This window comes from Mesorhizobium sp. M0340 (genome assembly GCF_040321535.1).
In the GTDB taxonomy this organism is placed as follows: Bacteria; Pseudomonadota; Alphaproteobacteria; order Rhizobiales; family Rhizobiaceae; genus Mesorhizobium.
Map to the genome: position 1 here is coordinate 1 of NZ_JAMYRR010000013.1, position 15845 is coordinate 15845.

Annotated in this window: 13 protein-coding genes; 7 read left to right on the top strand and 6 right to left on the bottom strand. The window is 64.9% G+C overall.

Going from position 1 to position 15845, the window contains the following annotated elements; all coding sequences use genetic code 11:
* Positions 1 to 410: 410 nt before the first annotated feature.
* From NKI79_RS19010 to NKI79_RS19025, 4 genes are read left to right on the top strand one after another with little or no spacing between them, the layout of a single operon-like run.
* The gene (locus tag NKI79_RS19010) at positions 411 to 1931 is read left to right on the top strand and encodes a COG4223 family protein (protein ID WP_352803404.1); all 1521 of its coding nucleotides are present in this window, start codon (positions 411 to 413) and stop codon (positions 1929 to 1931) included.
* 8 nt (positions 1932 to 1939) lie between these two features.
* A complete protein-coding gene (locus NKI79_RS19015) occupies positions 1940 to 3556 on the top strand; it encodes a heme biosynthesis protein HemY (RefSeq protein WP_352803407.1) in 1617 nt (538 codons plus the stop codon).
* Between the two features lie 39 nt (positions 3557 to 3595).
* Entirely contained in the window at positions 3596 to 4075 is a 480-nt protein-coding gene (locus tag NKI79_RS19020; protein WP_352803409.1) for a tellurite resistance TerB family protein, read from the top strand.
* 18 nt (positions 4076 to 4093) lie between these two features.
* On the top strand, positions 4094 to 4810 hold the full coding sequence (locus tag NKI79_RS19025) for a glutamine amidotransferase (protein ID WP_352803411.1): 717 nt from the start codon (positions 4094 to 4096) through the stop codon (positions 4808 to 4810).
* Here the strand turns inward: NKI79_RS19025 and NKI79_RS19030 are convergent, their stop codons facing one another.
* A complete protein-coding gene (locus tag NKI79_RS19030) occupies positions 4811 to 6052 on the bottom strand; it encodes an MFS transporter (RefSeq protein WP_352803413.1) in 1242 nt (413 codons plus the stop codon).
* 341 nt (positions 6053 to 6393) lie between these two features.
* Here NKI79_RS19030 and NKI79_RS19035 point away from each other — a divergent pair, with 341 nt between their 5' ends.
* Positions 6394 to 6678 (top strand): GIY-YIG nuclease family protein, encoded by a 285-nt coding sequence (locus NKI79_RS19035; RefSeq protein ID WP_352803617.1) that lies wholly within the window; start codon positions 6394 to 6396, stop codon positions 6676 to 6678.
* 157 nt (positions 6679 to 6835) lie between these two features.
* Here NKI79_RS19035 and NKI79_RS19040 read toward each other — a convergent pair whose 3' ends face one another.
* The 5 genes from NKI79_RS19040 to NKI79_RS19060 form a co-directional block, all read right to left on the bottom strand.
* The gene (locus NKI79_RS19040; RefSeq protein ID WP_352479997.1) at positions 6836 to 7300 is read right to left on the bottom strand and encodes a Ros/MucR family transcriptional regulator; all 465 of its coding nucleotides are present in this window, start codon (positions 7298 to 7300) and stop codon (positions 6836 to 6838) included.
* Positions 7301 to 7464: 164 nt separating this feature from the next.
* A complete protein-coding gene (locus NKI79_RS19045) occupies positions 7465 to 8169 on the bottom strand; it encodes an ROK family protein (RefSeq protein ID WP_352509110.1) in 705 nt (234 codons plus the stop codon).
* Positions 8170 to 8188: 19 nt separating this feature from the next.
* Positions 8189 to 9565 carry a glucose-6-phosphate dehydrogenase gene (gene zwf / locus NKI79_RS19050; protein WP_352479999.1) on the bottom strand — a complete coding sequence of 459 codons (1377 nt, stop codon included), beginning with the start codon at positions 9563 to 9565 and terminating at the stop codon, positions 8189 to 8191.
* A 22-nt stretch (positions 9566 to 9587) separates the two neighbouring features.
* Positions 9588 to 10604, bottom strand: coding sequence for a phosphogluconate dehydrogenase (NAD(+)-dependent, decarboxylating) (gene gnd / locus NKI79_RS19055; protein ID WP_352649406.1), 1017 nt, complete (start codon positions 10602 to 10604; stop codon positions 9588 to 9590).
* Between the two features lie 14 nt (positions 10605 to 10618).
* Positions 10619 to 13045 carry a glucan 1,4-alpha-glucosidase gene (locus tag NKI79_RS19060; RefSeq protein ID WP_352803418.1) on the bottom strand — a complete coding sequence of 809 codons (2427 nt, stop codon included), beginning with the start codon at positions 13043 to 13045 and terminating at the stop codon, positions 10619 to 10621.
* 218 nt (positions 13046 to 13263) lie between these two features.
* On the opposite strand from NKI79_RS19060, the gene NKI79_RS19065 reads away from it, so the two are divergent.
* Positions 13264 to 14277 carry an ABC transporter substrate-binding protein gene (locus tag NKI79_RS19065; RefSeq protein WP_254817784.1) on the top strand — a complete coding sequence of 338 codons (1014 nt, stop codon included), beginning with the start codon at positions 13264 to 13266 and terminating at the stop codon, positions 14275 to 14277.
* A 74-nt stretch (positions 14278 to 14351) separates the two neighbouring features.
* On the top strand, positions 14352 to 15845 hold the full coding sequence (locus NKI79_RS19070) for a sugar ABC transporter ATP-binding protein (RefSeq protein ID WP_352803619.1): 1494 nt from the start codon (positions 14352 to 14354) through the stop codon (positions 15843 to 15845).

Genomic DNA, 15845 nt, shown 5'->3' on the forward strand with positions numbered 1-15845 from the left:
CAAGGCAGGAAATGGCAGTCGCTCCTTCGCTCAACTGCCTCTCCAAAGAATCCTTTCTCAGCCTAAACTCAACCCCAAAATCGCCATATGCGATTCCCCTGCCGCAAGGGGGGAGATCGGCAGCTTGGCGGGCAGCGCCAACAAGGACGATTCGCCCTCGAGCCACATTTTGTTCTTGCTTTGTGCCGGCAGCTATGCTAGAAAATCACTTAGGTGCTGATTCGCGCCAACGACCCGCCGCCGAGGCGGGTTTTTCATTTCTGGTCCCGCATGCCGTGTCCCAAAATCGCTGCGGCGTTTTGCCAAAACTGAATTCCAAAGCCGTGGCGTCATCACGCCGCCCCTTTTCACCGCTTGGTGATGTGCTAGACCCTTCAAACCATCCGAAGCGAATTTTGCGGAGCCCGAGCATGGTCAAGACGCCGAAGATGCGGCATTCCAAGAGCCGCCGTGAGCCGGTGACCATCGAGCTCGAGCCCGGCGCCGTCTCGCGAGTCGCCGCCGAACAGGAAGCCGGCAAACAGCAGCCAGACAATGCAGAGTCAGCGGGGGCGCAAACCGACGAGGCGAAAGCCGAGGAAGCGGCGAACGCCTCGCAGCCCGAGCCGCCTGAAGAGCCGGTGCATGCCGACCAGACCGATCTCGAGCCATGGGAACATGCCGACGCAGCCGCGCCGGCCGGCACGCAAGAGCCGGCGGATGCCGGCGCCGATCCTACCCGGGAAACGGAAACCTCTTATCCCGCCGGTTCGGATGCGCCGGCCGGGCGCTCCACGGCTTCCGACTACAGTTTCGAAGATGCATCCAGCCCAACCGGGGCCAACGAACCGGGGATCCCAGGCTCCGGCGAGAAGACAGCTGAGACGAGGGACGACCATATGGCAGCGCAGCCGAAGCGAAGCGGCATCAGCGGCATCGCCGCCGGCATTGTCGGCGGCGTCATCGCGCTCGCCGCAGCCGGCGGGCTGCAATTTGCCGGCCTGCTCGGTGCGCCGGGGTCGGGCGGCGTGTCGCTCGACGCGGTCAATGGCGAGATCGTTTCGCTGAAACGCGAGGTCGCGGACCTCAGACAGGCCGACGCCAACAATGACGCCTCGGCCAAGGTGGACGGGCTGTCGTCGGCGTTGGACCAGGTCAGGGCGGACGTCGCGGCGTTGAAGTCGGCCGTCGAACAAGGCGGCGCCGGCGACAATGCCGGGCTGGCGGCACTTGGCGACAAGGTCCGGCAGATCGAGCAGGCGGTCGCGGCCCTCGGCAAGGCCGGCGGCACGGCGCCAGTCGATCTCGGCCCGCTCAACGAAAGGCTGGCCGCGCTCGACGCCCTGGTGAAGTCAGCCGGCGAAACGGCAAAGGCGCAGGAAGGCCGGCTTGCGGCCCTGGAACAGTCGGTTTCCCAGCTCTCGGGCAAGGTCGATGCACAGGCTTCGCAGCCGAAGATCGCGCTGGCCATTGCCGCCTCGGCGCTCAAGGCTGCGCTCGACCGAGGTGCACCGTTCGCAGCCGAACTCGAAACCTTTGCCGCGATCTCACCGGATGCGCCCGAGATCGCGACGCTGCGCGCCTATGCCGAAAAGGGGGTGCCGACGCGGGCCGAGATTGCCGCCGAAGCGGACGCCGCCGCCAACGCCATGGTCGCTGCCGCGACGCCTGTCGACCAGAATGCCGGCATCCTGCAAAAGCTGCTGTCGAGCGCCGAATCGCTGGTCAAGGTCAGGCCGATCGGCGCCGTCGAAGGCACCGGCGTCCCGGAAACCGTTGCCCGCATGGAGGTCGCTGTCAATCAGGGCGACTACGCCAAGGCGCTCAGTGAATACGAAGCCCTGCCCGAGGCGGCCAAGGCCGCCGGCGCCGACTTTGCCGGGAAACTGAAAGCGCGGATGGAGGTCGAGACACAGATCGATTCGCTCATCGCCGGCGCGATGAAGGCGTGAGGAACCCAATGATCCGCATCCTCGCCTTCCTTGCCGTCGTCTTTGCGCTCGGGCTCGGCTTCGCCTGGCTGGCCGACCGGCCGGGTGAAATGCTCGTTACCTTCAACGGCTATCAATACCAGGTCAGCCTCATGGTCGCGGCGGTGGCGGTCGTTGCCGTGGTTGCCGCGGTGATGATCGTCTGGTGGCTGGTCAAGGCGCTGTGGAACAGTCCCTATACGATCTCGCGCTATTTCCGCGTGCGTCGCCGCGACCGCGGCTATCAGGCGCTGTCGACCGGGATGATCGCCGCCGGCGCCGGTGACGGCGCGCTCGCCCGCAAGAAGACCAAGGAAGCGGCAAAGCTGATCCGCTCCGACCAGGAGCCGCTGATCCAGCTGCTCGACGCGCAGGCCTCGCTGCTTGAAGGCGACCATGATGGCGCCCGTGAAAAATTCGAGACCATGCTCGACGATCCCGAAATGCGGCTGCTCGGCCTGCGCGGGCTTTATCTCGAGGCCGAGCGGCTCGGCGACCGCAACGCGGCCCGCCACTATGCCGGCCGGGCAGCGGCGGTGGCGCCGCAACTGGCCTGGGCGGCCGAATCGACGTTGGAAGACCTGACCGGGCGTGGCGACTGGGATGGCGCGCTGAAACTGGTCGATGCCCAGAAGTCGACCCGGCAGATCGAGCGCGATGCGGCCAACCGGCGTCGCGCCGTGCTGCTGACTGCCAAGGCACAGGCGCTGATCGACAGCGATGCCAATGCTGCAAGGGCGGCGGCGCTCGAAGCCAACCGGCTGCGGCCGGATTTCGCACCGGCGGCGGTTGTCGCGGCGAAATTGCTGTTTCGGCAGAACGACGTGCGCAAAGGCTCGAAAATCCTCGAGGCGGCGTGGAAGGCCGAGCCGCACCCGGAGATCGCGGAGCTCTATGTCCATGCCAGGCCGGGCGATGCCGTGCTCGACCGGCTGAACCGGGCAAAGAAGCTGCAGGAGCTGAAGAAGAATCATGCCGAGTCCTCGCTGGCCGTGGCGCGCGCCGCGCTCGATGCGCAGGATTTTGCAACCGCCCGCCGCGAGGCGGAAGCCGCCATCCGCATGGATCGCCGCGAAGGCGCCTATCTGCTGCTGGCCGACATCGAGGAGGCCGAGAGCGGTGACCAGGGCAAGGTGCGGCAGTTGCTGTCGAAGGCGGTGAGAGCGCCGCGCGACCCTGCCTGGGTCGCCGACGGCGTCGTCTCCGAACGCTGGGCTCCGGTATCGCCGATCACCGGCAGGCTCGACGCATTCGAATGGCGGGCGCCGATGGAGCGGCTCGGCCAGTTGATCGACAGCCATGAAGAGACTCCGGAGGGACCGATGCCGGCCATCGCGGCTCCAGCCAAACCGGTACAGGAAACAGCCGAGGCGATCGAGCACACAGCCGTTGCTGCCGAGACACCGGGCACAGCGACCGAAGTGAGGACCGAAAACCGTGCCGCCGAGGATCATGTGACACCAATCACCGCGGCGGCGTTTGCCCAAGTGCCGGAAGATGCCGAGGCCGTCGAGCCGGCGCAGGAGCTGACGCGGCTGCCCGACGACCCCGGCGTCGATCCCGACGACGCGGCGGACAAATCGACGCGCCGGTTTCGTTTGTTCTGATCAGGGTCGAGTGGACCCGGCCTTATTGGGAATGATTTGATGTTCGAACGCGTTCTGTCGTTTCTAAGGGATCTGCCGTCCGGTGGTGGCGCCAGCGCCAGCGCCGACGATCCGCGCGTTGCCGCGTCCGCCCTGCTTTTCCACGTGATGAACGCCGACGGGGTGCGCCAGGATACCGAATGGGAACGGTTCAAGAAGGTGCTGGCGGAAAGCTACTCGATCAGCGGCGACGAACTCGACGCGTTGGCGGCTGCCGGCGAGCGGGCCGACAATGAGGCGATCGACCTCTACGCCTTCACCAGCGTGCTCAAGCGCCATCTCGACGCCGACGCGCGAAAGGCCTTCATCGGCCTGATGTGGGAGATCGTCTATGCCGATGGCGAGCTGCACGAACTCGAGGACAATACCGTCTGGCGGGTCGCCGAGCTGATCGGCGTCGAACGTCGCGACCGTGTCAAGGCGCGCCTCAAGGCGGCCGCCGCGGCTCCTGGTGCTGCCGGAACGTCAAGCGACGAATAGACAGGGTCCAGCCTTCCAATGCCGCCCAAGCCAAGCCCGAGACCAAAGATCCTGATCGTGCTGCATCAGGAGCATTCGAGCCCCGGACGGGTCGGCCATATGCTTATCGAGGAAGGCTTCGACCTCGACATCCGCCGACCGCCGCTCGGCGAGGCCTTGCCGCAGACGCTGGATGGCCATGCCGGCGCAGTGGTGTTCGGCGGCCCGATGAGCGCCAATGACGGCGACGAGTTCGTCCGCCGCGAGACCGACTGGCTTAAAATTCCGCTCGACGAGAACCGGCCGCTGCTTGGCATCTGCCTCGGCGCGCAAATGCTGGTCAAGCATCTTGGCGGCAGGGTCGAGGGCCACGGCGAGGGCCTCGTCGAAATCGGCTGGTATCCGCTTAAGGCGACCGAAGCGGGCAGCAGGCTGATGCATTGGCCGGAGATGGTCTATCAATTCCATCGCGAGGGCTTTTCGCTGCCGAAGGACGCGACGCTTTTGGCGACGGCCGAAACCTATCCCAACCAGGCCTTCCGCTATGGCGACAATGCCTGGGGCATCCAGTTCCATGGCGAATTGACCCGGGCGATGATGCAGCGCTGGGTGGTGCGCGGCGCGCACCGCTTCGAACTGCCCGGCGCGCAGCCCGGCCGCGACCATCTCGGCGGCCGGCTGATCTGGGACATGCACCTCAAGCGCTGGCTCGGCGAGTTCCTGCCGATGATTTTCGGCAAGCCAGCGCTGCGATAATCAGTTTCGCCCCCTGAGATGACGCACCTTGCGCAGCTGCGGGAACAGCACCGCCCATAGCCCGGCGACAGCGATCGCCCCGACACCGCCGGCCACCACGGCCGGAACCGTGCCGATCAGCGCGGCCATGGTGCCGGCGCGGAATTCGCCGAGCTCATTGGAGGCGCCGACAAACACCTGGTTGACGGCGTTGACGCGGCCGCGAACGTCGTCCGGCGTCCACAGCTGGATCAGCGTCTCGCGGATATAGACGCTGAACATGTCGGTGGCGCCAAGCAATGCGAGAGCAGCGATCGACAGCCAGGTGATGGTCGAGAGGCCGAACAGGACAGTGAACGCGCCGAACAGCGCAACGAAGCCGAGCATGACAAGGCCGGCATGGTTGCGGATCGGGTGTCCGGCCAGCCAGATGGCGACGCAGATGGCGCCGACGCCGGGCGCCGAGCGCAACAGGCCGAGCCCCCACGGGCCGAGTTCGAGGATATCGCGCGCGTAGACCGGCAGCAGCGCCGAGGCGCCGGACAGGAGCACCGCGAACAGGTCGAGCGAAATCGCGCCGAGCACGATCTTTTCGCTCCAGATATAGCCGAAGCCGGCGAACAGGGTCTGTACCGTCGGCCTGTCGGTCCTGCTGCGCTGGGCAGGCTTCGGGATGGTGAAGATCAGCACGGCGGCAATGAGCATCAGCACGGCCGCTGTGGTGTAGGCAGCTTCGGCCGAAAGCCCGTAGAGCAGGCCGCCGGCGACCGGCCCGACGATGGTTGCCGTCTGCCAGGCGGAAGAGTTCCAGGCGATGGCGTTGGCGAAATCCTCAGGCGGCACCAGATTGGCGAACAGCGATGACGAGGCCGGCCCGAAGAAGGCGCGCGCAATGCCGAACATGGCGAGCACGATGAAGACCGGCATCGGCCCGGAGAGGCCGCGCAGCGTCAGCAGCAGGAGGGCCAAGGCGCAGCCCGCCTCGACCAGCACCGCCAGCGCCATGATCAGCCGGCGCCCGAAACGGTCGGCAACGTCGCCGGTGACCAGCACCAGCAGCAGCGAAGGCAGGAACTGGACGATGCCGACAAGGCCGAGGTCGAACGGGTCGCGGGTCAGGTCGTAGATCTGCCAGCCGACGGCGACCGACACGATCTGGGTGGAGAATGTCGAGAGGAAGCGCGCCGCCCAATAACTCAGGAACGGCCGGTGGCGAAAGGCGGCATAGCGCTGGTCGGATGGTACTTGGGATTCTGCGGTCATGGAATAAGGCCCCGTGGCGGCGATGTCGGCCGGCGGGGCACTTCCACGATGGGCGCTGGTCCGGCCAAGAGAGCCTTTAGCGCAGTTCGGCGCAAGGCGCGCGCAAAAATCCGGCCTGGATCAACAATTTCGTTGTTGCAGATAACAAGCGGATGGCGGCGGATCGCAAATCGCAAACTTTCGAGATTAGCCGAAACACCTCTCGTTTCGTCATCCCAGGGCGGAGCAAGGAGCGAAGCGACGCGGCGCAGACCCTGGGATCCATGCCATTGCATCTGCCGAAGAATGCAACGGTTCAGAACGGCACTTGCGTCGGCACCGGCGCCAGCTACCCTTCAACCATGACCGGCTATACCTATATGACCGCAAGCCAGAAGCGCGGCACGATCTATATCGGCGTCACCAACGACCTCGGCCGCCGCATGCCGGAGCACAAATCCGGCGAGGGCTCGCGGTTCACCAGCCGTTACGGTGTGCAGCGTCTGGTCTGGTATGAGGAACATTTCGACATTGTCGACGCCATCCAGCGCGAGAAGTCGCTGAAGCGCTGGCCACGCCAATGGAAGATCGAGCTGATCGAGAAGACCAATCCGGAATGGTTCGAGCTTTTTCGCGGGACGGGGTGATAGCATTCGGTTCTGGTCCGCAGGCGCACTGCCGCGAGGTAACGGCGCAGACCCTAGGATGCCATGCGGTTAGCTTCGAGCGTCGCAGCTTCCGCTGAACACAAACAGACCGACCAGCGGAACGCGTTCAATGTGCATCCCGCTCGATCTAATGGTATCAAGCCGTCGCCTTGGCCTTCCTGCCCCGGCTCTTGACGGGCGCGGGCGGGGCGGCTTTGCGGCCGAGGCCGATCGCCTTGGCCAGCTGCGAACGCGAGGCCGCGTAGTTGGGAGCGACCATCGGGTAGTCCGACGGCAGGCCCCATTTGGCGCGGTAGGCGTCTGGCGTCAGCCCGAAATGAACGCCGATATGGCGCTTCAAGGATTTGAACTTCTTGCCGTCCTCGAGGCAGATGATGTAGTCCGGCGTCACCGATTTCTTGGGATTGACGGCAGGCGTCAGCGGCGCGGCGACCGGCACTGCCGGTTGCCCCAGCCCACCTATGGAAGCGCTGACGCTGGCGATGAGATCGCCGAGGCCGGAAGCCGGCAAGCGGTTCTTCTCGACATATGCGGAGACGATATGGGCAGTCAGCTCGAGCAGGTCGATGTCTTTGCGAGCGTTGTTGTTGTCGTCGGTCAATCTATCTCTCCGTCCGTGGGGGTCGCAGAAATTCCTAGTCGGCAAATCTGCGCAATGCAATGACGCCGCGCCACGTCACACATTATTTTGAATAATAATACTAACGGCAGCGCGGGATTAACAACCCTGAGCCGGTGCTCGATAATATCAGACAATCAGCAATATCAGATAATCAGGGATTTGTCGCGCCACAGTCGAAATCCGCCTTCGAAGGCGCGTGTGTTGTCGCCGCGTCTGCAATCGGCGGGCAAGTCGGTGAGTTCATCGACATTGCCGCCGCCGATGACCACGTAATCCGGCTGCATGGCGGTGCGAAGCCGGTCGACGACGTCGAAGACGTATTTGCGCCATTTCTTCTTGCCGCGCTTTTGCAGCCCGCGTTCGCCGACATAGTCTTCGAAACTGCCGCGCTTCTTGTAGGGAAGATGGGCAAGCTCCATCGGCTGGGCGACGTTATCGACGATCATCGCGGCCCCCAGGCCGGTGCCGAGGCCAAGGAACAGCATGCGGCCGCCTTCATAACTGCCGACGGCCTGCATCAGCGCATCGTTGACGACCTTCACCGGCTTGCCGAACTCAGCGGCGAAATCGCAGCCGACCCAGCCCTTGCCGAGATTGGCCGGTTCGGTCAAAGGCCGGTTGTGGTGCACGGGACCCGGATAGCCCATCGAGACGACATCGTAGTGCAGCCCTTCGGCGAGCGTCTTCACCGCAGCGACCATCTGCTGCGGCGTCAGCTCCGGTCCGGAAGCGGTCTTGCGCTCCTCTGCGCCGGCGCTGGTGCGGATCTTGACGTGCGAGCCGCCGATGTCGATCGCAAGCACGATCTGTTCAGCGTCGGGTGCCGGTCGCTTCACCGCTTTGGCCATCGCTTTCGCCTCCCAGAAATCATTTCGCTGGATTGATCCAGCCGTTCGGCGGCCCGAATCCAGCCATGGCTTCGGCCGGCCCCCACGTCTTTGGCGCGTAGACAGGGGGTGGCGTGGTGTCGCCGAGCACCGGACCGACGATGCGCCAGGCGAGCTCGCTGGCGTCCTGGCGGGTGAACAGCTGGCCGTTGCCGTTCATGGCGTCGCCGATCAACCGCTCGTAAGGCGGCATGTCGCCCTTCGAATCGTCGAGCGCGGTGAGCTCGACCTGTTCGCCGACCATGTCGTCGCCGGGTGCCTTGCGCCGGGCTCCGATCGAGATCGCCACTTGCGGATCGATGCGGAAGCGCACGTGATTGCATTCGCCGGGTTTGATTGGATCGAAGACGTCGAGCGGCGGCCGCTTCAGCCGCACGATGACCTCGGTGGCGTGCACCGGCAGGGATTTGCCGGCGCGGATGAAGAACGGCACATCCTGCCAGCGCCAGGTATCGACGAAAAAGCGCACCGCCGCGAAGGTCTCGACCGGCGAGTTCGGCGCGACGCCCGGCTCGTTGAGATAGCCGTCGAACTGCCCGCGCACGACATCGTCCCTGGTCAGCGTCCGGATCGCCCGCAGCACCTGCACCTTCTCGTCGATCAGATCGTCGGCCGAGCGGCCGACCGGCGGCTCCATGGCGAGCAGCAAGAGGATATTGAGCAGGTGGTTTTCGATGACGTCGCGGATGCAGCCGACCTCGTCATAGAAGCGGCCGCGGCCCTCGACACCGAAATCCTCGGCCATGGTGATCTGCACGCTCTCGACGAAGTTGCGGTTCCAGATCGGCTCGAGGAAGGAATTGGCGAAGCGGAAATAGAGCAGGTTCTGGATCGCCTCCTTGCCGAGATAATGGTCGATGCGGAAGATCGACTTCTCGTCGAAGACCAGATGCAGTACCCGGTTCAGCCAGCGCGCCGATTGCAGATCGTGGCCGAACGGCTTTTCGACCATCAGGCGCGCGCCCTGGGCGGCGCCCGACTGCTCCAGCCCCTGGACGACGACCTCGAACATGGCCGGCGGCACCGCCAGATAGTGCAGCGGCCGCTCAGCGCTGCCCAGCGCGGTCTTCAGCTTCTCGAAGGTCGCAGGCGCCCGGTAGTCGCCGCTGACATAGCGAAGCAGCGAGGCAAGCCTGGCGAAGATCTTCTCGTCGATGCTGCCGATGGCATTGACGATACCGTCGCGGGCGCGCGCCTGCAGCTTGGCGAGGTCCCAGGGATCGAAGGCGACGCCGATCACCGGCTCGTTCAGCGTTCCCTTGGCCACCATGGCGTAGAGGGCGGGAAAGATTTTCTTGTGGGCGAGATCGCCGGTGGCGCCGAAAAGCACCAGCGTGTCGGACCGTTCCTGGCTCATGGGCGTGCCTCCCTGTCGCCCGTCACGAGCCGGCCTTCGGTTTTTCGACATGACCGCCAAAGGCATAGCGCATGGCGGACAGAAGCTTGTCGGCAAATTCGGACTCGCCTTGCGAGGAGAACCTGTCGAACAGCGCCGACGACAGCACCGGCGCCGGCACGCCGGTGTCGATCGCCGCCTTCAGCGTCCAGCGGCCTTCGCCGGAATCCGAGACGCGCCCGCCGAACTGTGTCAGCGCTGAATCGGCCTTCAGCACGCCTGCCGTCAGGTCGAGCAGCCACGAGCCGATGACGCTGCCATGCCGCCAGACCTCGGCCACTTCGGCGATGTCGATGTCGAACTGGTAATATTGCGGGTTTTCCAGCGGGCTGGTCTCCGCGTCGGCGGTGCGCTGCCGTTTGCCGGCATTCGCCGACTTCAGGATGTTCATGCCCTCGGCATAGGCGGCCATGACACCATATTCGATGCCGTTATGGACCATCTTGACGAAATGGCCGGCGCCGCTCGGCCCACAATGCAGATAGCCGAAGGGAGCGGTTCCGGCGTCCTTGCCAGGGGCAGGCGAAGCGGCGTCGGCGCCGGGCGCCAGCGTGGCAAAGATCGGATCGAGATGCTGGACCGCGCTGTCAGGGCCGCCGATCATCAGGCAGTAGCCGCGCTCGAGGCCCCAGACGCCGCCGCTGGTGCCGACGTCGACATAGCTCAAGCCTTTCAAGGCCAGGCGCGCGGCGTGGTCGACGGCTTCATGATAATAGGAATTGCCGCCGTCGATGATGATGTCGCCCGGCTCCATCAGGGCGGCCACCTGGTCGACGATCCGGCCGGTGATCGCCGCCGGCAGCATCAGCCAGGCACTGCGCGGCTTCGTCAGCTTGCCGACGAAGTCCTCCATCGAGGCGGCTCCGACCGCCCCGGCGGTCACAAGCGCCGCGACGCTCGCCGGGTTGATGTCGTAGACGACGCATTCGTGGCCATCGCGCAGCAGGCGCCGAACCATGTTGGCGCCCATCCTGCCCAGTCCCATCATTCCTATCTGCATGGTCTCGTCCTGCCTTACTTGAGGGATCGATGATCTAGTGGCTGTGACGCATCGTCGATACCAACGGAAAAGTCGACATTCTCCCAACGGCCGGCATCGGACCAGAAGAATGTGAAGACAATGCTATTGCCCGGAGCGGCGTCGGCAACCGGCAACTCCGCGAGATGGATGCCGAAAAGGTTCGCGGCGGTCTCGGTGTCATGGACGGTAGCCCAATTGTCGCTGCTCCAATGAACCACCGCCCGGGCCAGAACTTCGATGCGCAGCGCCTTGCCTGCCGGGATGGTACGGATCTTGTGGTTGAAGCGCCATGCCCTGAGGCGCGACACCGTTCTGCCCTCGATATAGCGCTTGACGCCTTGTGGCGGCATGTCGAAGACGGCGCCGTCGCGGAGCGAACGCAGCAGCTTGATGTGCTCGGAATGCGCCCAAACCAGCGGCTTGGCGCTGCCGGAGGGGCCGCCATGCCGCAATTCGCGCTCCGGCATGTCTGGACCATCCCAGACCTGCTCCGGCAGCAGGCCGCCCGGCCCGGCGGAGCCCTCAAACGTCGCGAGCAGGCTTGCCGCTTTGTCCTTGCGCCCCGCCGCCAGCTCGTAATGCGCGCGCTCGCCGACCAGCAGCGGCCAGGGCCGGCCCTGGCCGGTTCCATCGAAGGGCGCGCCGTCCGCATGCTCGCCGTAGCCGTCGCCGTTGTAGCGGTACCAGAGCGGCCCCTGCGGCAGCTCGCAACGCAATTGCGCGTCGATCACCTTGACCGTGTCGAGGATGCGCGGATCGTCGGCCGCCCTGAGGCCGAAGCGGACCAGCGCCAGCGCGTCGGGGCTGACGATCGCCTTGGCCGGCCGGTCCGTATCGGCCGGCGGGCGGTTCTTGATCGGGACGTAGCCGTCCTTCGGCGATGCCGCGCCGGCTTTGTCGGGCGGCGCAATGCGGACATAGTGGCCCTCAACGCCGGCTTCATTGCCCGAGGAGCTACCGGCGACGTAGGTCCAGCGCTCGATCTGATCGTTCCAGACATCGGCGGTTTCGCGCAGGTAGTTTGCCGGCTCTGTTTTGCCGACGGCATCGAACATGTCCGCAGCCGCTAGCAAAGCGGCGATCTCGACGGCAAGCGTGAACGGGCTGTAGCCGGCGTCCTCTTCCCAGCGGTCTTCGCCGGTGACGGGGCCGTTGCGCACGACGTAGGAGGCCGCGCGCTCGATCATCGGCATAAAGGAGGAGAGTACTGCAGGCGGCAAATGCCCGGCGCGGCGCAGCGCGTCGGCGAGCAGCAGCGGAAAGGCGCATTCGTCCATCTGGATTCCCGGCCAATAGGCCGAACCGTCGAGCCAGGCGTTCTGCGGCCAATGCCCGTCCGGCTGCTGGATCGAGCGCAGATAGCCAAGGATGCGCAAGGCTTCCGCCGGGTCGCCGGCGGCGAGGAAACCGCCGGCGGTTTCGACCAGATCGCGCGGCCAGACCAGGTGATAGCCGCCCAGATCGTCGTCGCCCTTGTTGAAGCCCCACGGGATCGACAGGCTGGCGACGGCTGCTCCGGTCGACGAGCGGTGTGCCGCCAGCACCGCAGTGCTGATGCGGTAGGGATTGAGGCCGGACGCCGCATGCCGGTCCAGCGGCAGCAATCCGGCCTGCCATTGGTGCCATTTTTGACCATAGGATCTGACCGCGGGCTCAAAACCTTGCCTCAGGCTGGCGAAAGCGGTTTCCGCCGCCTGTTGCGGTGTCGTGCCGAAGCCGAGCGCCAGCAATATTTTTGGATTCGCGGCCGAAAAGCCGATCTCGCCGGTCAGCGCGACATTGCCATCCTCGGCCCTGCGGCAGGCCGGATCGAGCCGGCCGCCTTGACGAAGCTGCTGCCAGCCGTCGGAGGCGCCGACATAGCCGGCCGAGCACGCCTTCCACGGCAGCGACGAGGCGAGCGCCAGGCAAACGCCGCGTCCCGATGCAAACAGGACAGGCTGTCCTTCATGGCCGTCGATCCAGGCGGTGTTGCCCATGCCGGCGTTGACGAGGTGCGGCGCCAGCAGCGCGTAGACGCAGTAACCGGCGGCCACGCCTTTGAGCGGCGTGAAAATGATCTCCTGCAGCACGACGGGACGTTCCGGATCCGTAATGATCCGCTTTTGGATCCGGTAGCTTCCATCGGCCGCGGTGTTGACCAGCCGATGGGCAGGCACCCCGTCCTCGAGTGGTTCGATGCTGTGCTCGGCGTCGCGCTTTTCTTCCGAGAAATAGCCGTCGGGTCCGGTGACGATCAACCCCAGATCGCGGGTGCAGGCGCTGTCGAGGCGGGGATAGTAGATCTCGTTGAGAATACCGTGACTGATGGTGAACCAGATCGGGCAGGCCGGCGAGAGCGCAGTGCCGACGCCGCTCTTGGCGCTCGAGGTCCAGCGCGCCGGAATGCCGGGTGCACCCGGGGCAAGGTTCGCTGCCATTCAATCGGTCTCCAGTGCCATCCCTAGACCAGGAGCCGAACCGTTTACAATGATTGCACCGCAAGTTGATCGCCGGCCATGGATTGCTGTTGACAGCTTGTCGCCCATCTGCATTTGTCTGATAATAGATAAAAAACAGCGTTGCGAGCGTATCAGCCATTAGCCACCAGCCAGCCATTAGCCACCAGTAAGACAGCAACTCACGGGAGGAGTATGACATGAAGAAAATATTCGTTTTGGGCGCCCTTGCGGCAATGCTCGCCTCGGGCACCGCGCTTGCCGACACCAGCGGCAAGAAAATCGCCTTCTCCAACAATTACGCCGGCAATTCCTGGCGGCAGGCGATGCTGGACAGCTACGCCATCGTCACCAAGAAGGCGGTTGCCGACAAGGTGGTCGGCGCCGCGGACGTCTTCACGACGGCCGACAAGGAAGTGCCGACGCAGGCAGCCCAAGTGCAGAACCTGATCCTGCAGGGCTATGACGCGATCGTCATCAACGCGGCGTCTCCGGATGCGCTCAACGGCGCCATCAAGCAGGCCTGCGACGCCGGCATCGTCGTCGTCTCGTTCGACGGCATCGTCACCGAACCCTGCGCCTACCGCGTCGTCGTCGACTTCAAGGACATGGGCAAGCAGGAAGTCGAACAGATGGCCAAGTTCCAGCCCAAGGGTGGCAATCTCCTGGAAATCCGCGGTCTCGCCGGCACCTCGATCGACGACGCCATCCACGCCGGCATCCTCGAGGGTGTCGCTGCCCATCCCGAGTTCAAGATCGTCGGCTCGGTGACCGGCGACTGGGACCAGACAACGGCACAGAAAGCCGTCGCAACGATCCTGCCGTCGCTGCCGGATGTTGTCGGGGTCGTCGACCAGGGCGGTGACGGCTACGGCGCGGCGCAGGCTTTCGCCGCCGCCGGCAAGCCGCGCCCGACCATCATCATGGGCAATCGCCAGGACGAATTGCAGTGGTGGAAGGAGCAGAAGGAAAAGGACGGTTACCAGACCTGGTCGGCATCGATCGCACCGGGCGTATCGACGCTTGCCTTCTGGGTGGCGCAGCAGGTGCTCGACGGCCGCACCGACGTGCCGCACGACTTGCTGGTTCCCTATCTTGCCTTCACACAGGATGATTTCGAGGCCGCGCTGCCGAAGATTCCGAAGGGCGGCGTCGCCAGCCACGAATACACGCAGGAAGACGCCATCGCCGCGATCAAGGCCAACATCAAGTGAGCATGGCACTATTGTTGCCGCCACGGATAACCGGGTATCGTTGAGGGATGCCCGAGGCCAATGCAGACATCATCATGCCGGACGGCGCCGAAAAGCTTTTCGGCGCCGTCAGTTTGGACATCATAAGACTGGACGGAGCTGAAAAACATTTCGGCGCCGTCAGGGCGCTCGCCGGTGTCGATTTCAGCGTTCGTGCCGGAGAATGCGTCGGTCTCGTCGGCCATAACGGCGCCGGAAAATCGACGCTCATGCATATGGTGGCAGGCACGCTTGCCCCCGACAGCGGGCAGATCGCGGTCCGCGGCGGTGTCGAGGCAAGTTATTCGGTGCCGCGCGCACAGCAGCTCGGCATACGTTGTGTTTTCCAGGAACTGTCGCTCTGCCCGAACCTCAGCGTCGCAGAGAACACGCGGATCAACCACGCGTCGCTTAATGGCTTCGGCTGGCGGCGCAAGGCGGCCGATCTGATCGCCGCCAAGCTCGACGAGATATTCCCCGGCCACAGCATCTCGGCATCCGACATCGTCGGTGATCTTTCCATCACCACCCGGCAAATGGTGGAGGTGGCGCGCGCCTTCACGGTCACGCAGGAGCCGCTCGAACTGGTCATCCTCGACGAGCCGACGTCCTCGCTCGATGCGCATACCGCCGGCCAGCTGCTGGCGTTCGTGCGCCGCTTCGTAGCCGCCGGCAAGAGCTGCATCCTGATCTCGCATGTGCTCGGCGAAGTGCTCGGAAATGCCGACCGCATCGTCGTGATGCGCGACGGCAAGGTCGTCGCCGCGGGGCAGGCCGATCAATTCGACCGCGACAGGCTGGTGACGGCGATGGGCGGAGCTGCGGCACGCGAGAAGGCCGCCGCAGAGATTGCGAGCGGCAAGCCGGAGCCCGGTCCGCTGCGGGTCCGGGCGCGGCCGGCGCGACAGCAGGACGGCAACGAGCTTGTTGCCCGTGCCGGTGAGATCATCGGCCTTGCCGGACTTGCCGGGCACGGGCAGACCGATCTTTTGCTGGCGATCTTTGCGGCGGCTTCCCGCGCCAGGACCGGCATCGAGGTCACCGCGCCGGTGGCGCTGGTTGCCGGCGACCGCCAGTCGGACGGGATTTTTCCGCAGTGGTCGATTGCCGAGAACATCGGCATCCGTTCGCTGGCGCGATTGCGCAACGGCCTCTTGATCTCGCCGCAGCGCGAAGCCGAGCTCGCCGAGTTGTGGCAGCGGAAAATCGGCATCCGTACGCCCGACATGAACAACAACATCTTCTCGCTGTCCGGCGGCAACCAGCAGAAGGCGCTGTTCGCGCGGGCGCTCGGCTCCGACGCCAAGATCGTGCTGATGGACGATCCGATGCGCGGCGTCGACATCGGAACCAAGCTCGAAGTCTACGACCTGGTGCGCGAAGAGGCTCGCCATGGCCGCACTTTCCTCTGGTACACCACCGAAACCGAAGAGCTCGACAATTGCGACCATATCTATGTGTTCAAGAACGGCCGGATTGTCGCCAACCTCCGTCGCGACGAACTGACGGAGGAAAAAATCATCCAGTCGTCGTTCGGCGAGGCGGCCTGA